Origin of the sequence: Mycolicibacterium chengduense (assembly GCF_033741155.1) — a bacterium.
Taxonomy (GTDB): domain Bacteria; phylum Actinomycetota; class Actinomycetes; order Mycobacteriales; family Mycobacteriaceae; genus Mycobacterium.
In genome coordinates this window covers 106,523-129,378 of sequence record NZ_JAWQNH010000001.1, presented here as the reverse complement: position 1 = coordinate 129,378, position 22,856 = coordinate 106,523, and the positions used below count along the sequence as shown (strand labels likewise).

At 67.8% G+C, this 22,856-nt stretch carries 20 protein-coding genes and 1 pseudogene; 9 read left to right on the top strand and 12 right to left on the bottom strand.

The window, feature by feature from the left end; genetic code table 11:
• Positions 1 to 77: 77 nt before the first annotated feature.
• The gene (locus SBI67_RS00660; RefSeq protein WP_318978723.1) at positions 78 to 623 is read right to left on the bottom strand and encodes a hypothetical protein; all 546 of its coding nucleotides are present in this window, start codon (positions 621 to 623) and stop codon (positions 78 to 80) included.
• 44 nt (positions 624 to 667) lie between these two features.
• A complete protein-coding gene (locus tag SBI67_RS00655; RefSeq protein ID WP_318978722.1) occupies positions 668 to 1,843 on the bottom strand; it encodes an LCP family protein in 1,176 nt (391 codons plus the stop codon).
• A 100-nt stretch (positions 1,844 to 1,943) separates the two neighbouring features.
• Between SBI67_RS00655 and SBI67_RS00650 the strand changes: the two genes are divergently transcribed.
• Positions 1,944 to 2,951 (top strand): VWA domain-containing protein, encoded by a 1,008-nt coding sequence (locus SBI67_RS00650; RefSeq protein ID WP_318978721.1) that lies wholly within the window; start codon positions 1,944 to 1,946, stop codon positions 2,949 to 2,951.
• Positions 2,948 to 3,943 (top strand): VWA domain-containing protein, encoded by a 996-nt coding sequence (locus SBI67_RS00645; RefSeq protein WP_318978720.1) that lies wholly within the window; start codon positions 2,948 to 2,950, stop codon positions 3,941 to 3,943. The genes SBI67_RS00650 and SBI67_RS00645 overlap by 4 nt, the downstream gene beginning before the upstream one ends.
• A 20-nt stretch (positions 3,944 to 3,963) precedes the next feature.
• On the opposite strand, the gene SBI67_RS00640 is transcribed toward SBI67_RS00645, so the two are convergent.
• From SBI67_RS00640 to efeU, 4 genes are all read right to left on the bottom strand, one after another.
• Complete coding sequence (locus SBI67_RS00640; protein WP_318978719.1) at positions 3,964 to 4,245, bottom strand: hypothetical protein; 282 nt, start codon at positions 4,243 to 4,245, stop codon at positions 3,964 to 3,966.
• A 113-nt stretch (positions 4,246 to 4,358) separates the two neighbouring features.
• On the bottom strand, positions 4,359 to 5,684 hold the full coding sequence (gene efeB, locus SBI67_RS00635) for an iron uptake transporter deferrochelatase/peroxidase subunit (RefSeq protein WP_318978718.1): 1,326 nt from the start codon (positions 5,682 to 5,684) through the stop codon (positions 4,359 to 4,361).
• Positions 5,665 to 6,804, bottom strand: a complete 1,140-nt coding sequence (gene efeO / locus SBI67_RS00630; RefSeq protein ID WP_318979529.1) for an iron uptake system protein EfeO — start codon at positions 6,802 to 6,804, stop codon at positions 5,665 to 5,667. Before efeO ends, efeB begins: the two co-directional genes overlap by 20 nt.
• Positions 6,805 to 6,846: 42 nt before the next feature.
• On the bottom strand, positions 6,847 to 7,794 hold the full coding sequence (gene efeU, locus SBI67_RS00625; RefSeq protein WP_318978717.1) for an iron uptake transporter permease EfeU: 948 nt from the start codon (positions 7,792 to 7,794) through the stop codon (positions 6,847 to 6,849).
• 177 nt (positions 7,795 to 7,971) lie between these two features.
• Between efeU and SBI67_RS00620 the strand changes: the two genes are divergently transcribed.
• From SBI67_RS00620 to SBI67_RS00595, 6 genes are all read left to right on the top strand, one after another.
• A complete protein-coding gene (locus SBI67_RS00620; protein ID WP_318978716.1) occupies positions 7,972 to 8,703 on the top strand; it encodes a lytic transglycosylase domain-containing protein in 732 nt (243 codons plus the stop codon).
• Between the two features lie 101 nt (positions 8,704 to 8,804).
• The gene (eno, locus tag SBI67_RS00615) at positions 8,805 to 10,094 is read left to right on the top strand and encodes a phosphopyruvate hydratase (protein ID WP_318978715.1); all 1,290 of its coding nucleotides are present in this window, start codon (positions 8,805 to 8,807) and stop codon (positions 10,092 to 10,094) included.
• 10 nt (positions 10,095 to 10,104) lie between these two features.
• Entirely contained in the window at positions 10,105 to 10,770 is a 666-nt protein-coding gene (locus SBI67_RS00610; RefSeq protein WP_318978714.1) for an FtsB family cell division protein, read from the top strand.
• Complete coding sequence (locus SBI67_RS00605) at positions 10,763 to 11,254, top strand: DUF501 domain-containing protein (RefSeq protein WP_266048743.1); 492 nt, start codon at positions 10,763 to 10,765, stop codon at positions 11,252 to 11,254. The genes SBI67_RS00610 and SBI67_RS00605 overlap by 8 nt, the downstream gene beginning before the upstream one ends.
• Complete coding sequence (locus tag SBI67_RS00600; protein WP_318978713.1) at positions 11,245 to 12,186, top strand: Ppx/GppA phosphatase family protein; 942 nt, start codon at positions 11,245 to 11,247, stop codon at positions 12,184 to 12,186. The genes SBI67_RS00605 and SBI67_RS00600 overlap by 10 nt, the downstream gene beginning before the upstream one ends.
• Positions 12,187 to 12,218: 32 nt before the next feature.
• Positions 12,219 to 12,878 (top strand): hypothetical protein, encoded by a 660-nt coding sequence (locus tag SBI67_RS00595; RefSeq protein ID WP_318978712.1) that lies wholly within the window; start codon positions 12,219 to 12,221, stop codon positions 12,876 to 12,878.
• A gap of 36 nt (positions 12,879 to 12,914) precedes the next feature.
• Here SBI67_RS00595 and SBI67_RS00590 read toward each other — a convergent pair whose 3' ends face one another.
• Together SBI67_RS00590 and SBI67_RS00585 are read right to left on the bottom strand one after the other, a co-directional pair.
• Entirely contained in the window at positions 12,915 to 13,850 is a 936-nt protein-coding gene (locus tag SBI67_RS00590) for an MPT63 family protein (protein ID WP_318978711.1), read from the bottom strand.
• A gap of 551 nt (positions 13,851 to 14,401) precedes the next feature.
• Positions 14,402 to 14,752 carry an ArsR/SmtB family transcription factor gene (locus SBI67_RS00585; protein WP_318978710.1) on the bottom strand — a complete coding sequence of 117 codons (351 nt, stop codon included), beginning with the start codon at positions 14,750 to 14,752 and terminating at the stop codon, positions 14,402 to 14,404.
• 84 nt (positions 14,753 to 14,836) lie between these two features.
• On the opposite strand from SBI67_RS00585, the gene SBI67_RS00580 reads away from it, so the two are divergent.
• Complete coding sequence (locus tag SBI67_RS00580; RefSeq protein WP_318978709.1) at positions 14,837 to 16,726, top strand: heavy metal translocating P-type ATPase; 1,890 nt, start codon at positions 14,837 to 14,839, stop codon at positions 16,724 to 16,726.
• Here SBI67_RS00580 and SBI67_RS00575 read toward each other — a convergent pair.
• The 4 genes and pseudogenes from SBI67_RS00575 to SBI67_RS00560 all read right to left on the bottom strand — a co-directional run bounded on the left by SBI67_RS00575 (position 16,723) and on the right by SBI67_RS00560 (position 22,785).
• A pseudogene (locus tag SBI67_RS00575) lies at positions 16,723 to 18,591 on the bottom strand (propionyl-CoA synthetase). The gene SBI67_RS00580 and the pseudogene SBI67_RS00575 overlap by 4 nt on opposite strands.
• A 63-nt stretch (positions 18,592 to 18,654) precedes the next feature.
• Positions 18,655 to 19,512 (bottom strand): LLM class F420-dependent oxidoreductase, encoded by an 858-nt coding sequence (locus tag SBI67_RS00570; RefSeq protein ID WP_318978708.1) that lies wholly within the window; start codon positions 19,510 to 19,512, stop codon positions 18,655 to 18,657.
• 19 nt (positions 19,513 to 19,531) lie between these two features.
• Complete coding sequence (locus SBI67_RS00565; protein ID WP_318978707.1) at positions 19,532 to 19,966, bottom strand: MarR family winged helix-turn-helix transcriptional regulator; 435 nt, start codon at positions 19,964 to 19,966, stop codon at positions 19,532 to 19,534.
• 62 nt (positions 19,967 to 20,028) lie between these two features.
• The gene (locus SBI67_RS00560) at positions 20,029 to 22,785 is read right to left on the bottom strand and encodes an aminotransferase class I/II-fold pyridoxal phosphate-dependent enzyme (RefSeq protein WP_318978706.1); all 2,757 of its coding nucleotides are present in this window, start codon (positions 22,783 to 22,785) and stop codon (positions 20,029 to 20,031) included.
• Positions 22,786 to 22,856: the final 71 nt, after the last annotated feature.

Sequence of the window (22,856 nt, the reverse complement as noted above, 5' to 3'; positions counted from 1 at the left end):
AAGAAGGGGCGCGCGGGTATACGCGCACGACCGCAGCCCCGAGGGGGTCTGCGGTGAGGTGAAAAAGGCGGACCGCGCTACGCGGTTGGGACAGCCGCGAACGGCGGCGCGCGCATCCCCAGCCCCGGACGCAGCAGCACGGGACGGACGACGACGGGCTCGGCCCACCGGATGGGCGGTGCGGTCGGCCGCGGGGTGCTGACCGCGAACAGTCGCAGCCAGGTCAGCAGGTTGGCACAGACGGTGTAGAGGTGTTCGACCACCGCGATGGACAGCCCCAGTACCACCGCAGCGCCGGTGTGGGCGGCGATCATGGCCGGCGTCAGGCCCATGCCGGCACCGGCGTGCTGGTGGCCGCCGGTGACGGCCAGCGTGACGTGGCTGAGGAACTGCGCGGCGCACAGCGCGGCGAACACCGCGACGGCCCTGGCATGGCGGGTGCGCAGGTCGACGGCGCCGACGGCGGCTCCGGCCGTCGCACACACCAGCAGCGCGGCGATCAGCGCGGCACCGTGCGGGAGCGCACCGGCCGCGCCGGTGTGCGCCGAGGTGGCCAGCACGGCCGAACTCCCACCGACCAGCCCGCCGCGCAGCCAGTGCGCGTGGGCTTTCGGCGGGTTCACAGCCGGGACTTTACCGGGTGGCAGAGCTACCGGTTACCCGCCGATCATTTGACGCATGCGGTGGCCGACGTCGCGTCCATCCGGCTGAGCTGTGTCGGCGCGGGCGCCGACGGGCCCGGGCCGGTGGCCGCGACGACTTCGGGCCCGGCGACCGGAGTGGAGTCTGCGGCGGTGTCGGCTGTGTCGGCGCTGCCGAAGTGATCCGCGACCAGGCGCCGCAGCGTAGCCACATCGACGAGATTGATGTCCGAGCCCTGGGCGTCCTGGCCGAAGTCGGTGATGGGCAGCGTGTACAGCGAGATCGGTCGCTCGACCAGGTGTGCCGCCTGCGTGACGAACTCACCAAGGTCGAATCCGGCGTCGACCGCCATGTCCCGGTGGGCGATGTCCAGCAGCCGGGCCAGGTTCACCGGATCGGCCATGCCGTGGCCACGCCGCACCGCGCCCAGCAGGGAGACCAGGAATGCCTGCTGCCTGCGGGTGCGATCGAGGTCGGTGAACGATCCGTCGGTGTCGTCGCGGCGTTGCCGGACGAAGGCGACGGCTTGGGCGGCCGACAGGTCCTGCACGCCCTGGCGGAAGTTCGCTCCCGAATAGTCGTCGGAGGTGTCGGCATTCAGGCAGACGGTGATCGGTTGGGTCAGCGCGGCCACCTGGAAGAAACCGGCCAGGGTCACTTCGACGAAGTGGTCGAGATGCACGCCGAGCAGGTTCTCGACGGTGTCGACCTCGGCTCGGCGGCCGGCGTCCCTGGCCGACTGCTCCCGGGTGGCGGTGTCGACGTCGGCGGTGGCGGGGATGTTGTCCAAGGCTTGCGCGTACGCCAGTCCGTAGGCCTGTTTCACCTTGGCCTGGCACTGTCCCTCTGGACACCCCGGGACGTCGACGTAGTCGTCACGGGGCACCGATACCGCGGTGATCGCACCGCTTTTCGGGATGTGCACCACGATGAGCACGTTCGCGTTGTAGCCGCCGGCGCTGTCGTCGCCGGCGTGCAACGCCTCATACATCTCCTGCGGCAGCGGGTGCCCTTCTTCGTCCAGCCGGCTGTCCAGGCCGAGCAACAAGAGGTTCTGGTCCTGCTGCGACGTATCGGCCGGATCCAGGCGCAGCTGCGAGGTGACGACGGCGCCCATCGCCGTGTGGAAGCACGCCCAGCCGGCGCCGCAAGCCACCAGCACGCACGCGGAGAGGGCGGCCAGTGACCGCAACGGAGTCATAGTTGTATAACTGTACAAGTGATGTAACGTGTGCCCGGATGGCGACGCGCGGAGCGGACGAGCACGATTTCGACACGGCGGAAGGGCTCGCGGGAGAACTATGACGGTCGCAACACTGGGCCCGATCTCGCTGTCCGGCTGGCAACATCCGGTGTTTCTCGCCCTGCTGGCGCTGCCGCCCGCACTGGCATGCGGCTACGCGTGGGTCCAGTTGCGCAGGCGCAAGCGGCTGGCTCGATTCGCCGACCGGGCTCGCTGGGGCAGCGTGCGCCCGCGCCCGCCCACGGTGAGCCGGCATCTGCCGATGGTGCTGATGATGTCGGCGGTCACGGCACTCGTCGTGGCGATCGCCTGTCCCACAACCGAAATCCGCACACCACACAACCGCGCGGTCGTCATGGTGGCCATCGATGTCTCACAGTCCATGCAGGCCACCGACGAAGATCCCACCCGGCTGGAAGCGGCCAAGCGCGCGGTCGCCCGGTTCGCCGCCCACCTCACCGCGGGCGTCAACCTGGGGTTGATCTGCTTCGCGGGCACCAGCAGCGTCCTGGTTTCCCCGACCCCGGATCACCAGGCCACCGTTGCTGCCGTCGACCATCTGACACCGCAGGATTCGACGGCGATCGGTGCGGCCATCTTCGCCGGGCTGGACTCGGTCCGAACCGTCGCGGCGGTTCTCGCTGCGCCGAAGAGCGCAACGCCGGCCCGCATCGTGTTGTTGTCCGACGGGGCGGAGAACACGCCGTCCAATCCCGATGCCCCCAAAGGTGCCTACACCGCGGCCCGTTCGGCGCGTGATGCGGGGATCCCGGTGTCCACCATCGCTTTCGGGACCGCAGGCGGCCGGGTGAAGCTGGGGGACACCATGGCGGCGGTTCCCGTCGACGACGTGATGCTGCAGCGGATCGCCGAGTTGTCGGGCGGCCAGTTCTTCCGGGCGTCGAACGCCGCCGACCTGGATCGCAGTTACGCCGCGGTCACCGACCAGTTCGGTTACGTGAGCAGTCGTGGACCCGCCGATGTTGCCTGGCTGCGGCTGGCGGTACTGTTCGCCACGGCCGCAACGATTCTGGCGCTGGTGCTGAATCGGCGTGTCCCGACGTGACAGCCCTGAGCCTATCCGGGTTCACCGATGGGTGGATGTTGCTGTTCCTGGTGGTTGTCGCCGGTGTCGTCTTTGCCTACTGGTTCACGACGCGGCGCACCCGACGCCGGGTGTTGCGCTTCGCCAATCTGGAACTGCTGCAGGCAATCGCCGCCGGGCGGCGTCCCGATCGTCTGCGCCATCTGCCGGCCGTCGCGCTGACCGCTGCCCTGGTGTTTCTCACCATCGCGATGGCCGGTCCCACCCGCGATATCCGGACACCGCGAACCCACGCGGTGGTGATGCTCGTCATCGACGTGTCGGAATCGATGGCCGCGGTCGATGTGGCGCCCAGCCGGATCGAGGCCGCCAAACAGGCGGGCAAGCAGTTCGCCGACGGTCTCACCGCTGGGATCAGTCTCGGCCTGGTCGAATTCTCCTCGGGTGCAACCCTTCTGGTGTCGCCCACCGCCGACCACGCCGAAGTGGCCAAGGCGATCGACACTCTGCGGCCACAACCGCGGACCGCGACCGGTGAGGGGATCTTCACGGCCTTACAGGCCATCGCAACGACGACGGCGGTGCTCGGGGGCGGTGACGGGCCACCCCCGGCGCGGATCGTGCTGGAATCCGATGGGAAGGAGACCGTTCCGGCCGACCCGGATGATCCACGTGGTGCCTTCACCGCGGCGCGAGCCGCCAACGAGCAGGGGGTGCAGATCTCCACGATCTCGTTCGGCACGCCCGCCGGCGTGGTGGACTTCGACGGTCAGCACATTCCCGTGCCGGTGGACGACCAGACGCTGGAGCGCATCACCGAGATCACCCACGGACAGGCGTTCCACGCCGGCAGCCTGGCCCAGCTGTCGCAGGTATACGAGACACTCGACCGGGATATCGGCTATCAGACGATTCGCGGCCCGGCCCGCGCGGGCTGGATGTGGCTGGGACTGCTGGGTTTGGTTGCGGCGACGGTGACGGGTCTGCGGCGGAACCGGCACCTACCCGACTGACGCGCGGTGCCGGTACGGCCTCAGAGCGACGGGGCGGCGGAGGCGACGACCGGTGCCGGCAGCCCAGTCTCGGGTGCCATGGTGGCGCCCATGTTCATCGACGGCGTGGTCGGCGTGGTGTACGGAGTGGAGATGCCGACCGTGTTGATGCTGGAGTGGCTGAACATGCTGTCCTGCGGCGCATCCGGGGCGCGGTCGACCGATACCGCGATGATCAGCATGGCTGCCGTCGCGCCGATGCCGGTGGCGAAACGCAGGTGCTTGGCCCGCACACTGCCAAGGGAAAAGTATCGAGAGTCCATGACCACCATTCCTACACTTGTACAGTAATATGAATGTTAGTATGACAGCCGTCAGTGGCCCTGCCTGCCGGCAAGGCGAACTCACAGCAGTTCCGGAGCGATCCGCCAAAAACTCAGGCGAAGATGCCCGAGCCCCAATACGCGGACTGGTCACCGTCTTTCAACCCGGGCGGGCAGGCGAACACGCCGGTGCCGTTGGTGAAGATGTACTCGTTGAGCGCATCGGAGGACATCTTGGAGATGACCGGCACGAAATGCGTCCGCGGATTCCTGGTGAAGGCGATGAAGAACAAGCCGGCGTCCAGATGCCCGAAGCCGTCCGAGCCGTCGGTGAAGTTGTAGCCACGACGCAGCAACTCGATGCCGTCGTTGTGGTCGGGATGCACCAGCCGGACATGGGCGTCCCGGTCGATCATCGGGTCACCCTTGGCGTTCTTGAGGTCGAAGTCCAACGGGGCGAACTCGTCGTCGTAACCCAGCGGGGCGCCGGTGCCCTTGGTGCGGCCGATCACCCGCTCCTGCTCCTTGAGCGTGGTGCGGTCCCAGGCCTCGATCCGGTTCCGGATGCGCCGCGTCACCAGATAGGTGCCGCCGGTGTGCCAGTCCGGTCCGTCGCCCTCGGCGACCCAGACGTTGCGGTTCAGCTTGTCGGTGTCATCGGCCTTCAGGTTGTTGGTGCCGTCCTTGAACCCCAACATGTTTCGCGGGGTGGACTGATCCCGCGTGGTGGACGAGGTGCGGCCGAAGCCCAGCTGTGAATAACGCACCGCTGCGGTGCCGAATGCCACCCTGGCCAGGTTGCGTACCGCGTGCACGGCAACTTGGGGATCGTTGGCACAGGCCTGGATGCAGATGTCGCCGCCGCACCGGGCCGGGTCGAGGTTTTCGTTGGTGAGCTTGGGCAGCGGATTCAGATCGGCCGGTTTCTTGTCCGCGATGCCGAACCGGTCCTTACCGTCCTTGATGAAGAACGTCGGGCCGAAGCCGATGGTCAGCGTCAGCTGCGACGGTGGAAGACCAAGGGCCTCACCGGTATCCGCGGGCGGGGCGTACGGGTTCAGGCCTACGGCGCCGTCCTTGACGGCGTCCTCGCCCTTGGTCATCCGTTCGGCCATGGCGGTCCACTCCTGCAGCATCGCCACCACGTCGTCGCGGTTGTCGGTGGTGACGTCGAAGGTGCAGAAGTGCATCCGGTCCTGGGCCTCGGTGATGATGCCGGCCTGCCGCTCGCCGCGGAAGACCACCGCGCCGTGCGGCTCCCAGCCCCGGTCCCGGGTGCTGGTGGCCGAGGCGCGCCCGGCCAGTGCACCCGCACCGGCCGCGCCGACCACCGCGGCCGTCACCCCGGCGGCGCCGAAGAGCTTGCGCCGGGACAGCCCCGATACGGGTGGGGTCTGCTCGGCTGATTCGTCGGCGGAGTTACTGGGGCGCGATGACACCTTGCACCTGGCTCACCTCTTTGGACAGCGCGTCGATCGCGCGGGACAGTTCCTGGCGCTGCGGCTCGGTGACCGTGTCGTAGAGCACGAAGCCGTCACCCTTGCGGTACTTGCCCAGCAGCGCTTCGACATTGGCGAACTGCTGGTCGACGCGCTTGCCCAGATCGGGATTGCGCTCGTCGAGGATCGGCCGCACCGAGGCCACCGCGGTCTGGCTGCCCTGCACGTTGGCGTTGAAGTCCCACAGATCGGTGTGGCTGAAGATGTCCTCTTCACCGCTGATCTTGCTGGCGCCGACCTCGTCGAGCAGGCCCTGTGCGCCACCGGCGATCTGGGTCGAGTCGATGGTCCAGTCCGGCGCCTTCACCCCGGCGTCGAGTTCCTTGACATCGGCGAGCAGTTGATCGGCCAGCGCGTTGGCGTCGGGCTGCAACCCGGTGACCCACAGCTGCTTCTCCAGGGCGTGGAAGCCGGTCCACTTCTGGCCCGGTTCGAGGTCGGCCTCGCGCAGGTCGATTCGCGGGTCCAGGTCGTCGGGGAACGACTCGGCGACGGGCTCGATGCGCTCGTAATAGGTGCGGGCGATGGGGAACTGGGCCTTGGCCGCGTTGACGTCCTTCTTCTTGATGGCGTCGACGAAGACCTGGGTGGCCGGGATCAGCGCGTCGGTCTGGCTGTTGACGTAGCGCTTGTAGCTGTCGGCGGCTTCCTTGAACTTGCCCTCGGTGTCGACCTGGACGGTGTCGCCGGAGACCTTGAAGTCACCCCGGATGCCGTCGCCGATCATGCCCGGCTTGCACGCGGTCTGATAGGTGCCGGGTTCGGCCAGCTGCACGATCAGTTTGCGCTGCAGGCCGGGAGAGATGTTCTCCACCTCGCCCATCACCCGCTCGCCCTCGCCGTAGACGTAGAACTCGGTGACCTTGGTGCCGTTGTTGGTGATGTTGAACGTGACGGGACCGGTCTTTCCCTCGGTGCCCGACAGTTCGCACTTGTCGTCGGTGGCCGTCACGGTGATCGTCGAATCGCCTGCGGCACCGGCCTTGGACGGATCGCTGGAGTTGGCGGTCTCCTTGGCGGTACAGCCCGCCACGAAGAGGCCCGTCAGACCGGCCAGCATCGCGGCGGTCAGAGCGGTGCGATTGTTCACGTGGGCGACCTTTCAGTGCTTTTCTACGGTGGTGGACGGTTCCGGAGCCGGAACCGTGTCAGACGAGGAGTTGTCGGGCTGGGGTGCATCGGCAGGCTTGGCCGGCGTCCCCGTCGGCCGCAGGAACACGGCCAGCACGATGACCAGATACGCCAGCCACGCACCGAACTGCAGCACGGTGGGGGTGGGCGCGATGTTGAAGACGCCCTGGATGACCTGGCCGTACCACGACGACCAGTTGAACCAGGTGCTGATGTCGAAGGCCTTGTTGGCCAGGCCGGGCAACCAGCCGACCGTCTGCAGTGCACCGACGCCGTAGGACAGGATCCCCGCGGCGACGAGGATGAGGAACACGGCCGTGTACTTGAAGAAGCTGGCCAGGTTGATGCGGACCGCCCCGGCATACATCGCGTAGGCGATCGCGATCGCGATGAGCACCCCGACGACCAGACCGACCAGCGGCCACAGGGTCTCGGCCTCGGCGAAGCCCACCATGAACAGCGCGGTCTCGACGCCTTCCCGGCCCACGGCCAGGAAGGCCAGGGCGGCGACGGCCAATCCGCCGGTTTCCAAGGCCCTGGCCATATTGCTGCGCAGTTCGCCCGACATGGTCGCGGCCGCCGCTTTCATCCAGAGCACCATCGTGGTGACGATCACGACGGCGACCAGGGAGGCCACCCCGGCGATGGCTTCGGCGCCCAACCCGGACACCGTGTAGGCGCTGAACTGGATGGTGAGAAACACCCCGATGGTCATCGCGATGGCCCCGGCGACGCCGAGCCACACCCATTTGAGGGCGTCGCGGCGGCCGGATTTGACCAGAAACGCCACCAGAATCGAGACGACGATGCTGGTCTCCAGGCCTTCGCGCAGACCTATGAGCCCGCTGCCGAAAAGCTGTGAGGTCAGGTTGGGGGCGGCGGCCAGCAGCGTGGCCGGATGTCCCGCCAGAGCCGTCATGGTGTTGTCCTCGCTACCCGGTGATACTGAGCTTTGGCTTGCCAAAGATAGGTGTGGCGTACCTTATCAGGGGTGTCTGGGGCAAGGGGCCGCCCACCGCAGGCCACCGTGTGACTGAGCGGCATCACAGCCGGCGCATGGGACGATGGCAGCAAGTTGAGCGGTTTGAGGAGTCCGGTGTTGCCAGTGCGTTGGCTGCGGGCTGTCGTGGTGATCGGCGCGACGGCCCTGTTGATGGCCTCGAGCTGTTCCTGGCAGACGGGCATCCCGATTCCCGACGGGGTCCCGCCACCGGCCGGTGATCCGGTGCCGTTGGTCGACACCCACGCCAAGGGACGGCCAGCCGACGCGCTGCACGCCTGGGCTGCCGAACGCGCGCCCGCGCTGGGTATCCCGGTGACGGCCCTGGAGGCGTACGCCTATGCCGCGCGGGTCGCTCAGGTCGAGAACCCCACCTGCAATCTCGCGTGGACCACCCTGGCCGGGATCGGCATGGTCGAAAGCCACCACGGCACCTACCGCGGGGCCGTCGTCGCGCCCAACGGTGACGTGCGGCCGCCGATCCGCGGGGTGCAGCTGGACGGCACCATGGGCAACATGAAGATCCCGGACACTGACGAGGGCAAGCTCGACGGTGATGCCACCATGGATCGCGCGATGGGGCCCATGCAGTTCATCCCCGAGACCTGGCGGCTGTACGGGGTGGATGCCAACAACGACGGGGTGGTCAGCCCCGACAACATCGACGACGCCGCGCTGTCGGCGGCCGGGTACCTGTGCTGGCGCGGAAAAGACCTGTCCAAGCCGCGCGGCTGGATGGACGCGTTGCGCGCGTACAACCTTTCCGACCAGTACGCCCGCACGGTGCGGGACTGGGCGACGGCCTATGCCGCCGGGCATCCACTCTGAAGCCGCCGGGCACCCACTCTGAAGGCGCCGCCGGCGACCCCACCCTTTAGGCTCTTGGTCGAGCGCATGACCCGTCACGCCCGTCATAACTAGGAGGACCCGTGCCCATCATCGAACAGGTCGGAGCCCGCGAGATCCTCGATTCGCGCGGTAACCCCACCGTCGAGGTCGAGATTGCCCTGATCGATGGCACCATCTCCCGCGCCGCGGTGCCCTCGGGCGCGTCCACCGGCGAGCACGAGGCGGTGGAGTTGCGCGACGGCGGCGCTCGCTACGGCGGCAAGGGTGTCGAGAAGGCGGTCGAGGCTGTGCTCGACGAGATCGCCCCGGCCGTCATCGGGCTGAGCGCCGATGACCAGCGCCTGGTCGACCAGGCCCTGCTGGATCTGGACGGAACGCCGGACAAGTCGCGCCTCGGTGCCAACGCCATTCTGGGTGTCTCGCTGGCGGTCGCCAAGGGTGCCGCCGAGGCGGCCGGGCTGCCCCTGTTCCGCTACCTCGGCGGCCCGAACGCCCATGTGCTGCCCGTCCCGATGATGAACATCATCAACGGCGGCGCGCACGCCGACACCGGGGTGGACGTGCAGGAGTTCATGATCGCTCCGATCGGCGCGCCGTCGTTCAAGGAAGCACTGCGCTGGGGTGCCGAGGTGTACCACTCGCTGAAGTCCGTGCTCAAGAAGCAGGGCCTGTCCACCGGCTTGGGGGACGAGGGCGGTTTCGCCCCCGACCTGCCGGGCACCAGGGCCGCGCTGGACCTGATCGGTTCGGCGATCGAAGCCGCCGGCTTCAAGGTCGGCACCGATGTGGCGCTGGCGCTGGACGTGGCCGCGACCGAGTTCTACACCGACGGAACGGGTTACGCCTTCGAGAAGGAAACCCGCACGGCCGAGCAGATGGCCGAGTTCTACGCCGGCCTGCTCGAGGCTTACCCGCTGGTGTCCATCGAGGATCCGCTGTCCGAGGACGACTGGGACGGCTGGGTGGCGCTGACCGCCGCGATCGGCGACCGCGTCCAGCTGGTCGGTGACGATCTGTTCGTCACCAATCCCGAGCGCCTGGAAGAGGGCATCGAGAAGGGGGCGGGCAACGCGCTGCTGGTGAAGGTCAACCAGATCGGCACCCTGACCGAGACGCTGGACGCCGTCGCCCTGGCACACAACAGCGGCTACCGCACCATGATGAGCCACCGGTCCGGGGAGACCGAGGACACCACCATCGCCGACCTCGCGGTGGCGGTGGGCAGCGGCCAGATCAAGACCGGCGCCCCGGCCCGCAGCGAGCGGGTGGCCAAGTACAACCAGTTGCTGCGCATCGAGGAAACCCTCGGCGACGCCGCTCGGTATGCCGGTGACCTGGCGTTCCCGCGGTTCTCGCCGGTGAGCCAGTAACTTCGCAGCTATGCCCGACGCGAAACGGCCCGACCAGCGGCGGCGAGGCCCGGCCCCCCGGCCGGGTAAGCCGGGTGCCGCCCGGTCGCGTGCCGTTCCGCGTCGGATCGAGCCGCGGCCGGCCGATGCGGGGCAAAATCCGGCGGAATCCGCCGAACCGGTCGCCGAGAGCGTCGCCGAGTCGATTCGCAAGGCGGCCGCCGAATCGCTGGACACCCAGTCCGAGCAGCGGTTCGGGTCGGCCGCCCGGCGAGCGGCGATCCTGGCGGTGGTGGTGTGCGTGCTGACGCTGACCATCGCCGGGCCGGTGCGCACCTACTTCGCGCAGCGCGCGGAGATGAATCAGCTCAAAGCCGCTGAAACCCAATTACGTTCCCAGATCGAAGATCTTGAGCAGCAGAAGGTGAAACTTGCCGATCCGGTGTTCATCGCCGCGCAGGCGCGGGAACGCCTGGGCTTCGTCATGCCCGGCGATATCCCGTATCAGGTGCAGCTGCCTCCGTCGGCGGCCCAGCCCGTCGCGCCGGGCACCGCGGAGACACCGGTGAAGTCCAACGATCCCTGGTACACCGCGTTGTGGCACACCATTGCCGATGCGCCGCATGGTATTTCGCCGGTCATGACACCCCCGCCGGGCACCCCGCCCGGCCCGGATGCCCCGCCCGCCGGTGGTTGAGCCAGCGGATCTGGATGCCGTCGCCCAGCAGCTCGGGCGCGAGCCGCGCGGTGTCCTGGAGATCGCCTACCGCTGCCCCAACGGGGAACCGGGTGTCGTCAAGACCGCACCGCGGCTACCCGACGGCACCCCGTTCCCGACGCTGTACTACCTGACCCACCCCGCGCTGACCGCGGCCGCCAGCCGGCTGGAATCCTCGGGCTTGATGCGGGAGATGACCGAGCGGTTGGCCGCCGACACCGAGCTGGCCGCCGGTTACCGGCGTGCGCACGAGTCCTACCTGGCCGAACGCGATGCCATCGAATCGCTGGGCACCACGTTCTCCGGTGGCGGTATGCCCGACCGGGTGAAATGTCTGCATGTGCTGATGGCCCACGCGTTGGCCAAGGGGCCCGGTGTGAACCCGTTCGGCGACGAAGCTCTCGCACTGCTGGCCGTCGAACCCGCGATGGCCGGCATCCTGGACCCGGAGGTGTGGACGTGAGAGTAGGGGCCGTGGACTGCGGTACCAACTCCATCCGGTTGCTCATCGCCGACGCCGAACCCGGCGGACTGCGCGACGTGCACCGTGAGATGCGCATCGTGCGCCTCGGTGAGGGCGTCGACGCGACCGGCGAGTTCGCCCCGACCGCCTTGGCCCGCACCGAAGCCGCGTTGTCCGACTACGCGGAAACCATGAGCGCCCACGGTGTCGAGCGGGTGCGGATGGTCGCCACCTCGGCTGCCCGCGACGCCGCCAACCGGGACGAGTTCTTCGCGATGACGGCCCGCCTGCTCGGCGAGGTGGTGCCGGGCACGGTGGCCGAGGTGATCACCGGCACCCAGGAAGCGGAGCTGTCCTTCCGCGGGGCGGTCGGCGAACTCGACCCTGCCGCAGGGCCTTTCGTCGTGGTGGACCTCGGTGGCGGCTCCACCGAACTGGTACTCGGTGAGTCCGCCGTGACCGCCAGCTATTCTGCGGATATCGGCTGTGTGCGTATCAAAGAGCGCTTCCTGCAGACGGATCCACCCACCGCCGCCGAGATCGGGGAGGCGCGCGCCTTGGTGCGCGAACGGTTGGACGACGCGCTGCGGGCGGTGCCGGTAGGCCAGGCCAGGACCTGGGTGGGAGTGGCCGGGACGTTCACCACGCTGGCGGCCCTCACGCACGGCTTGCATATCTACGACCCACAGCTGATCCACCTGTCGCGCACCGGTTTCGGCGATCTGCTGGCAATGTGCGACACCCTGATCCGGATGAGCGCGACCGAACGTGCGGCGCTGGGGCCGATGCACGAGGGCCGCGCCGATGTCATCGGCGGCGGCGCGATCATCGTCGAGGAGTTGGCCGCGGTCCTGGGTGAGCTGGCCGGCATCGACGAACTCGTCGTCAGTGAGCACGACATCCTGGACGGTATTGCGCTGTCCATCGCTTAGTTTGGTGGGGTGACTGCCAAGGAGGTTCCTGCGTGAGTACGCCAGGGTCATGGGATGGTGGCGGACCGCCGCCGGTGATTCCGCGGCCGGCGCCCCCGCGGCGCGGTGCGAACATCGGCATCATCGTCGGCGCGGTGGCGGCGGTGGCCGCGGTCGGCGCCGGAGCCGCCTTCCTGCTGATGCGGTCCTCCGGTGATTCCGGTGCACCTGCGGCGCCCGCGCAGCCCAGCACATCGTCGTCGCCGTCGGGTACCGGTGCGCCGCCCAGCGACCCGACATCCCGGCTGATGCGTGTGCTCCCTGCGGGTTATCCGGCCGGTGCGTGTAAGCCGGTGGTGCGGCTGGAGGGAGCGATGGCCACCGTGGCCTGCACCGCCAACACCGACGCGGGTGGGCCGGTGTCGGCCACCTATTCGCTACTGGTGGATTCGGCGGCGCTGCAGAAGGCCGCCGACGAATTCGTGAACACCTCGACGGTGGTGGACTGCCCCGGCCGGATCCAGTCGCCGGGGCCGTGGCGGCACAACGCGTCGCCGCAGGAGGTCAGCGGCACGCTGGTGTGCGGTATCCAAGGCGACAACCCGGCCGTCGCGTGGACCGATATCGACAAGCAGTTGTTCAGCGTGGTGCAGGGCCGCCCAGGTGGTCCGACGCTCGATCACCTCTACGCCTGGTGGACGTCGCACTCCTGAGCGACCCTGCAGTTGCTATGGGGCCCTGGTGAGGCTTTAGCCGGCCGGCGGGGCCACCACGACGGTCGTGGTCGGTGCCGCACCCGCGGGCAGCGGCGTGCCCGCGCTGCCGCCCGGTGCCGGAACCGCTTCGGCAGGAGCGGCCTCGGCCGGAGCCGGGACCGCGGCGGCGCCGGCCTCGGGAGCCGCGGCGGGCTGGGTGCCTGCCGGGACCAGTGCGGGGGCCTGCTCACCGGCGGGCAGCGGGGTGCCTGCGCTACCACCGGGGACCGCCGCGGTCGTGGCGTCGGCGGGCAACGGCGTGCCGGCGCTACCGGCGGGTGCCGGGCTGGTGCTGGCGGCCGGTGACGTCGTCGGGGCGGCGCTGGTGGTGGGTGCGCCGCTGGTGGTGGGAGCCGCCGAGGTCGAGGTGGTGGGGCTGGTGGACGTCGTGGCGGCCGGGGTCTGCCAGGAGCGCGGCGCCGAACCGGTCGCGGGGCTCTGCACCGGTGCCGGCTTGAGCCAGACGATCAGATCCTGATCGGCGTTGGCGTACACCACGCTGTCGGGGGCCTCGCCGGTCACGTCGAAATAGATCTTGCCCGTGGTCTTTTCGCCCTGCGGCAGGGTGGACGGGTTGACTCCCTGCGGCGTGGCGACACCGAACAGTGCGCGGTACGTGTCGCCGTTATGGGCGCGGGCATTGAAATTCGAGACGATGGGCGTGACGCTGCCCTGCAACGCCTCATCGGTCGCGGTGGCTTCCCACAGGGTGCCGTGCGGCTGGTAAGGGATGGTGTCGGTGCTGACCTTGAGGCCGGTGACCGTCCACCCCTGGACGATATCGCCATTGGTCAGCTTGGCCTGGCTGCCCAGCTGGGAGGTGGTGGTCTCGTTGTCGGCGGTCGCGATGGGTGCACTGAAAGCGGCGAATGCCCCCGCGGCGGCAATTGCCGCCGATGCGAACCCCGCTGTGATGGTCCTGAACTTCACCGTGTTCCACTCCTGAGGTCGACGCGGCTCCCCCCGTGGGGCCGCCCTGTGAGCGAAATTAGCAGGCCCTGAAGGTGCGCGGAGCGGGCGCTCGAAATCGGAGGACCGGAAGTATCGAGCTCACGCACCGGTTCTGGTGAGCAACTCGTCTCCTAGCAAACATCGCCGATCTGATGGTGGCCGATGGTCGACCGGTGATCACCGCCGCCGACATGTTCGGCAAACCACAACGGTGCCTTTACCGGTCCGTCGACCGGTAAAGGCACCGTTGGTGAGATCAGCGACGGATATTGCAGTTCGGGGGATTACCGCAGTGGTGGCCACCATCGCAGGCATTGCAATGACAGGTGCATCCGGATCCGGCGCGGTTGGTGACGGGCTCGACCATTGCTGCTCAACTCCTCGGTGTCCGATGACGGACTCGGTGGAACATCAACATATGACAACATCACCATAGTTCGGCTCAGCGCGAAAATAAAGGTGCTGAGCTGCGAATTGCCTTGTCGGGCGGGGTTTTGAGGTGCGTTGCGAACCCCGTCGCTGCGCTCGCCTTATGCGGTGTCGCGGGCACCGAGCCGCAGGTGCTCGATGTGATACACGGCCTCGTCGAGCAATTGGGCGACGTGGTCGTCGTAGAGGCGGTAGACGATATTGCGGCCGGACCGGTCACCGGCGACCAGACCGAGGGTGCGCAGCAGGCGCAGCTGGTTGGAGACCGCGGGCTGTTCCATGCCGACGGCGGCCGACAGATCGGTCACGGTGCACGCCGAGTGCCGCAGCCGCGTCAGGATCAACAGACGGTTCGGTGAGGCCAGTGCTTGCAGTGTTTCGGCGACCTTCACCGCCGATGCCGCGTCGAGCGACGCCGCGGGCGCGGTACGCCCTTCGACCCCGTGTCCCATACGTCCATTCAAGCATGGTCAGCCTCGATAACTTGACACATTTAAAACTGTACATGTTTAGATGTATGGGTGATGACAGCGACGATGGCGACTTCGGTGCAGCCCGCGGCGGCACGGCGATCGACGATGTGGACGCTGCCTTCGGTGCGGTGGGCGACGCTGGCGTTGGCCTTGTTCGTCGCGGGCGTGGCCGCCCAGCTGGTCGGTGCACCCGAGTTCGTTTGGTGGACTGCATATTTGACTTGCTATGTGGCCGGCGGCTGGATGCCGGCCCGGGACGGCCTGCTGGAGCTGGTGCAGCGCCGTCTGGACGTGGACCTGCTGATGATCGCGGCGGCCATCGGCGCCGCCGCCATCGGGCAGGTGTTCGACGGGGCGCTGTTGATCGTCATCTTCGCGACATCGGGGGCACTGGAGGATCTGGCCACCCGCCGCACCGAGGACTCGGTGCGTGCGCTGCTGGATCTGGCCCCGGAACAGGCGGTGCGCCTCGATGGGCACGGCGCCGAGGAGGTCGTCGCCGCTGCGCAGCTGGAAGTCGGGGATGTCGTGTTGGTGCGTCCGGGGGAGCGGATCCCCGCCGACGCGGCGGTTTTGGACGGTGCTTCCGATGTCGATCAATCCTCGATCACCGGGGAACCGGTGCCGGTGGCCAAATTTGCCGGTGACGAGGTGTTCGCCGGCGCCCTGAACGGGGCAGGGGCGTTGCGGGCCAGGGTGATTCGCGATCCCGCCGACAGTGTGGTGGCCCGTATCGTCGCACTGGTTGCCGAGGCGTCGGCCACCAAGGCCCGCACCCAGCTGTTCATCGAAAAGGTCGAGCAGCGGTATTCGGTGATCGTCGTGGTGGCCACCGTGACGCTGTTCACCGTGCCGCTGCTGTTCGGGGAAGATCTGCGCGGCGCGCTGCTGCGGGCCATGACCTTCATGATCGTGGCGTCGCCGTGCGCGGTGGTGCTGGCCACCATGCCGCCGCTGCTGTCGGCTATCGCCAATGCCGGCCGGCACGGTGTGCTGGTGAAATCCGCGGTGGCGATGGAACATCTGGCCGATATCGATATCGTCGCCTTCGACAAGACCGGCACGTTGACCCTGGGGCGGCCCGAGCTGACCGCTGTCGAGGCGGCCGATGGATTCGAGCGCACCCAGGTGCTGCGGTTGGCCGCCGCGGCCGAGCAGTACAGCGAGCATCCACTCGGGCGGGCGGTGACCGCGGCGGCCGGGGCGCAGGGCATCGCCGTTCCCGCGGTCGCGGACTTTCTGGCCATTCCGGGTCGCGGCGTGCGTGCCATGGTCGGGGGCGCGCTGGTGCAGGTGCTCACCCCGGCGGCGGTCGCCGAGGAGCTGCCGGCGGTGCGGCGATTTGAGCAGCGGGGTGCCACCGCGGTGGTGGTGGTCGTCGACGGTGTGGTGGCCGGAGTGCTGGCCCTGTCGGACGCCGTTCGCCCGGGTGCGGCCGGGGCCGTCGATGCGCTGAGCGAGCTGACCGGACCCGCGCCGGTCCTCCTGACAGGCGACAATGAGCGGGCCGCAATCCAACTCGCTGCGCAGGTGGGAATCGACCGGGTGCATGCGGGGCTGCTGCCCGAAGACAAGGTCGACATGGTCCGGATGCTGCCCGGGCGGGTGCTGGTGGTCGGCGACGGCGTCAACGACGCCCCGGCCATGGCCGCGGCGCACGCATCGGTCGCCATGGGTAGGCATGGGGCCGATCTCACCCTGCAGACCGCCGACGTGGTCACCGTCGCCGACGACCTGAACGCCATTCCCGCCGTCGTGGCCCTGGCGCGCCGGGCCCGGCGGATGGTGGTGGCCAACCTGGCGATCGCCGCGTCGTTCATCACGGTGCTGGTGATCTGGGATCTGTTCTGGTATCTGCCATTACTGCTCGGGGTGGCCGGCCATGAGGGTTCCACCATCCTGGTGGCGCTCAACGGGCTGCGGTTGCTGCGGCGGCGCGCCTGGCGGGTTTAGTCGCGCAGGATGGGTTTCAGCGTGTCGAGCACGGCCGGATCCTCGATGGTGGACGGCACCGGCTCGTCCCGGCCATCGGCGATGCCGCGCATGGTCTTTCGCAGAATCTTGCCCGAGCGCGTCTTGGGCAGTGCGGGTACCACGTCGACGAGTTTGAAACTGGCCACCGCCCCGATGTTGTCGCGCACCGCCTCGATGAGCTGCTCGGCCAGCCCGTCGGCCGTCGCGCCGGACTTGAGCACCACCAGCCCGCGCGGCACCTGACCCTTGATCTCGTCGGCCACCCCGATCACCGCGCATTCGGCGACGGCGGGATGTGCGGCCAGCACGGCCTCGATCGACCCGGTGGACAATCGGTGCCCGGCCACGTTGATCACGTCGTCGGTGCGGCCCACGACGAACAGGTAGCCGTCGGAGTCGATGTGACCGCCGTCGCCGGTCAGGTAGTAGCCGGGAAACGCCGACAGGTAGGACGAGATGTACCGGGCGTCGTCGCCCCACAGGGTGGGCAAGGTGCCGGGTGGCAGTGGCAATCGCACGCAGATCGAACCCTCTTCGCCGGCATCGCATTCGGTGTTGTCCGGGCGCAGCACCCGCACGTCGAAGCCGGGCATCGGTACCGTGGCCGATCCGGGTTTGATCGGCATCGGCTGTACGCCCATCGGGTCGGCGGCAATCGCCCAGCCGGTCTCGGTCTGCCACCAGTGGTCGACGACCGGGATCCCGAGTTTGTCGGAGGCCCAGGCGAAGGTGGCCGGGTCCAGGCGTTCGCCGGCCTGGAACAGGTACCGCAGGCTGGACACATCATGCTCGGCGAGCAGCCGTGCCTCGGGGTCTTCCTTCTTGATGGCCCGAATGGCCGTCGGGGCGGTGAACAACACCTTCACCCGGTGTTCGGCGATCACCCGCCAGAACGCTCCCGCATCCGGAGTGCCGACCGGCTTGCCCTCGTAGAGCACCGTGGTGGCGCCCAGTAGCAGGGGTGCGTAGACGATATAGGAGTGCCCGACCACCCAGCCGACGTCGGAGGCCGCCCAGTACACGTCGCCGGGACGGGTGTCGTAGATGTGGCCCATGGACCACAGCAGGGCCACCGCGTGCCCGCCGTTGTCGCGGACGATGCCCTTGGGTTTCCCGGTGGTGCCCGAGGTGTAGAGCACGTAGAGCGGATCGGTGGCCGCCACGGGCACCGGGTCGACGGGCTCGGCGGTGGCCAGTGCGTCGGCCCAGTCCACATCGCGGCCGTCGACCAGCGTGCACGGCGCCTGATCGCGTTGCAGGATGACGCACTTGGGAGTGTCGTGCTCGGCCATCTCCAGTGCGGCGTCGAGCATCGGCTTGTATTCGACGATGCGGGTCGGTTCGACGCCGCACTAGGCCGACACCACGACCGCCGGCCGGGCGTCGTCGATGCGGGTGGCCAGTTCGTGCGCGGCGAAACCGCCGAACACCACCGAATGCACCGCGCCGAGCCGGGCGCACGCCAGCATGGCGATCACGGCCTCGGGCACCATCGGCATGTAGATCACCACGCGATCACCCTTGCCGACCCCTAGGCCGCGCAGCACATCGGCGAATCGTGCTGTGACGTCGTGCAATTGGTGGTAGGTGTAGGTGCGTTTGGTGCCGGTGACGGGCGAGTCGTAGATCAGGGCGGCCTGGTCACCCCGGTCGGCCAGGTGGCGGTCCAGAGCGTTGGCGCAGGTGTTGAGCTGCCCGTCGGGGAACCAGCGGTAGAACGGTGGGTTGCTGTCGTCGAGCACCTGGCTGTGCTCACGGGTCCAGGTGACCGCCTTGGCGGCGTCGGCCCAGAATGTCGCCGGGTCGGAGAGGCTGGTCTCGAACAGTTCGCGATAACCGGACATACCGCAGAACCGTAGCTGCACATCGGCTGTGAGGATGGCGGGTCGGCGATAATCGGCTGCCGATCAGCTCAGGCGCGGAATCACCTCGTCGCCCAGCCGCTTGACCCAGCCGGCGGGATCGGGGTTGCCCGGCAACGGGCCGGTGTTGATCGTGTCGACGCCGAGTGCCGCATATTCGTCGAGCACACGCAGGTAGGCGTCGACGTCGGCAAACGGGTCGTCGAAAAGTCCGACGGTCAACCTGATCTCGGAGAAATCGCGGCCCATCGCGTCGCAGTGGCGGCGCAGCACGTCGAGCTTGTGCGGTAGTTCCTCGAGCGATGCCGTGGTGTTCCACACGTCGGCGTACTGGGCGACCATGCGCAGCGTCTTCTTCTCACCGGAGCCGCCGAGCAGGATGGGCGGACGGCGGATCGGCTGGGGCGCGCAGATGGTCTCGGCGAGTTGGTAGTGCTTGCCCTGGTAGGGCCCGTCGTTCGTACTCCACATCTGCAGGCAGATCTGCAGCGTCTCCTCGAGCATCTCGAACCGGTCGGACAGCGGCGGGTAGGGGATGCCCAGCGCACGGTGTTCCCGCTCGTACCAGGCGGCACCGAGTCCGAGCATGGAGCGCCCGCCGGAGAGCACATCCAGGGTCGTCGCGGTCTTGGCCAGCACGCCCGGATAACGGTACGTGACACCGGTGACGAGCATGGTCAAGGTGATCCGCTGGGTGAGGGCGGCCAGGTAACCCATGCAGGTATAGCCCTCCAGGAACGGATCCTGGGCCGCACCGATGTCCTCCATCTGGAAGAAATGGTCGGCCAGCGTGAACATGTCGACACCACCATCATCGGCGGCTTTCACCGTCGCGGCCAAGGTGGGCGCCAGCTTCTCGGGCGGGCCCGGCAGGAAATCGATGTAATGCACCGCGAGTTTCATGGCCAGCACGTACCTTTCGTCATTCGGTGATTCGGTCGAGAAGCGTGAGCGCCTCGTTGATCACGGCGCGCTCGGCTTCGGTGTAGCGCTGCTGCATCGTGGTGGCGAGCCACTCCTGGCGGGCCTGGCGACTGTCGGCCGCCCGTCGGCGTCCGGACTCGGTCAGTGTGATGACCTGGCGCCGGCCGTCGTCCGGATCGGGAGTGCGTACCAGATAGCCCAGCCGGTCGAGCGCGGCGAGCGTTGCCGTCATCGATTGGGAGCGCACCCGTTCGGCACCGGCGAGCTCACTCGTCGAAGCCGGACCGTTCTTGAACAGCCGGATCAGGACCGACGTTTGGGAGGGCGTCAAGTCGGTAGCGGTTTCTACCTCGCGCAGGCGAGTGCGCAGCCGGCTGAACAGGACCCGCAGGTTCGTGGCCGCCGTGACGGCGGAGGCGCTGACCGTTGGCATATACGTAGGCTAGACTACGTAGTTGAAACTGTCGAATATGCGCCGCTTTGGCCCGGTGATGCTCAGTCGGCGAAACTGGACTCCGGCAGGTTCGACCAGCGCGCCGGGCGGGCGCCTTCGATGGCCTTGTCCGTGTACACCCGGAAGCCGAGTTCGGGCTTGTAACCGTGGATCTCGGGGGTGTCCAGTTCACGTAGGAAGGTCAGGATCTCCTGGCTGAACACCTGCCCGGGCACCAGCACCGGGAACCCGGGCGGGTAGGGCGTCACGAAGGTCGCCGAGACCACCTGCACGCCGGCGTCGATCTTGTCGAAGATCTCGTCGGTGGACAGGTACTCGCAATTGCTGTCGGTATAGGACAGGTAGAAGGCACGCCGCACGTCCCCTTCTGGGGTGTCGTCACCGTCGCGGAAGGCAGGGTGGAAGCCGCTGAAGTTGGGTAGCGGTGCCGAGTTCGTCGTCAGCCGGCGCACCGTCTGCTCAAAGCGGGCCCGCTCGTTCAGTCCCATCTCCGAGATCGACTCCTCCAACTCGGCGGCGATCTTGACCAGCACCTCCACCAGGTAGGCCACCGAGCTGCGGGTGGTGCCGATATTCGTCATGAACAACACCGTGTTGCGTGAGGTCTTGTTGATCTGTACCCCGTGCCGGTCCATCAGTTGCTCCCGCTTGAACTTGTCGCCGTCGTAGCCGGTGCGCCCGATCGAGAGCGTGACGCGAGACGGGTCCAACACGAAATCGTCCGTATTCCACACCGCGGTCATGCTTTTCAGGCCAGACCGCAGCGGCTGCGCGATACCCGACGGCCGGAACTGCGCCGGGATCAGGTCCGCGGTACGCAAGCAGGACATGTACTTGCTCAGCAGCGGGTGATTGTCGATCGCATCGCGCAGCTGCATGGCGTTCTCGATCTGGCGTTGCACCAATTCGACACCCTCCAGGGCCACCTGACGCCGGCCCAGATCCAGCGAAGCCAAGATCTGGTAGTTCGGCGAGGTCGAGGTGTGCGCCATATAGGCCTCGTGGAAGGACTCGGACACCTTCTGCTCGAAGTCCTGGTCGAACACGTGGATCATCGAGCCTTGTCGCAGCGAGGTCAGCGTCTTGTGCGTGGACTGGGTGGCGTACACCCGGACCCGCGCCTCGGCCGGGTCCGGCCGCAGCCTGCGTTTGAGCATGTCCTCGTCGGACAGCGGTCCCTCTGCGGTGAGCTGGGCGGTGTAGGACGCGCGGTAGTCGGGGTCGGCGAGCTTGTCGCGCAGGCTGCGCGCGGACGCCATCGCGGTGCGCTTGCGGTACACCGGGTGGAAGCGCGCGAACGCGAACCACGCTTCATCCCAGAGGAACACCAGGTCCGGCTTGATGGCCAGGCATTCCTCCATGACCCGTTCGGTGTCGTAGACGATACCGTCGAAGGTGCAGTTGGTCAGCGAGATCATCTTGACCCGATCGATCTTGCCGGCGGCCTTGAGCGCCAACAGTTTCGACTTGATCTCGCGCAGCGGTACCGCGCCGTACATGGTGTAGTCGGGCAGTGGGTAGGCCTCGAGGTAGATGACGTTGGCGCCGGCCAGCATCATCCCGTAGTGGTGACTCTGGTGACAGTTGCGATCCAGCAGCACGATATCCCCTGGTGCAACCAAGGATTGGGTGACGATCTTGTTGGCCGTCGAGGTGCCGTTGGTGACGAAGTAGGTGTGCCGCGACCCGTAGGCTTCGGCTGCGAGCTGCTGTGCTTCGCGCAGCGGTCCGGTCGGTTCCAGCAGCGAGTCCAGGCCGCCGCATGTCGCCGAGGTCTCGGCCATGAACACGTCCAGCCCGTAGAAGCCCACCATGTCTTTGATCCAGTGCGAGTTCACAATCGACTTGCCCTGGCTGATCGGCAACGCGTGGAACACCCCAGTAGGCCGGTGACTGTACTGCTTGAGGGCGCTGAAGAACGGGGTGCGGTACCGGGCCGCCACGCCCTGCAGGATCGACAGGTGCAGCTCGAGCACACCCTCGCGGGCGTGGAACACCCGGCGGAAGGACTGCCCGAGCCGGCCGGCGATGTCCTCCACTTCGATCTCGGTCATCAGGTAGAGGTCGAGTTCAGGGCGCAGGTCCCGCAGTGAGGTGGCCAGGATCGCGGCCCGTTCGTCCGGGGACTTGTGGTCGTCGAGGTCATGCGACAGTTTGTGGTCGATGAACTCCGACAGGGTGGTCAGGTCGCGGGTCGACTGGTGGCTGAACCGGCGGCGGATCACCACGGCCTGCAGGTTGACGTTGAGCCGGGCGGCGATCAGTGCCTCGTCACCGCTGCCGACCACCACCAGTTCGTACACGAACTCGTCGTCGGGGCGGCGCCAGCTGCGAACTTCCTTGCGCAGGGCCCGTTCCTGCGCTTCGGTCATCTTCTCGACCACCAGCACCTCGAAGTAGAGCTGCTCGCGTTTGTTGACGGGCTGGCTCTCCAACGTGCGTGGGTCGGCCGGGAACATGTCGGCAGTGTCGTCCAGACCGGCGGTGTCCACCTCGCCGGTGCGGTAGGACTCGGTGGTCAGCGCGCGGTTGATCCGCGTGACGGCATGCGCGAACTTGTCGTACGCGCCGGCGTTGAACAGCCGCTGCACCTTCGCGAATTGCGGTGAGCCGGGAAAGGCCCAGTAGGGCTCCAGCGGCGTCAATTTGGTCAGCAGGTCGTGGCAGATGGCGACGTATTCGTCCTTGAGCTCCCCGGTGGTGGTGGGCCGGGTGAGCCGGTCGGCGGCCTCCTCCAGGCGGCACCAGGCGTCGCCGCGGAACTGCCAGACACTGTTGTACGCGCGGGAGTTTTCCACGGCTAGAGCGTGGACCCGCGGTGGCGTCGCGCGGGTGAGCGTACGACGAACGCTTCGCGTCGATTGGGCGA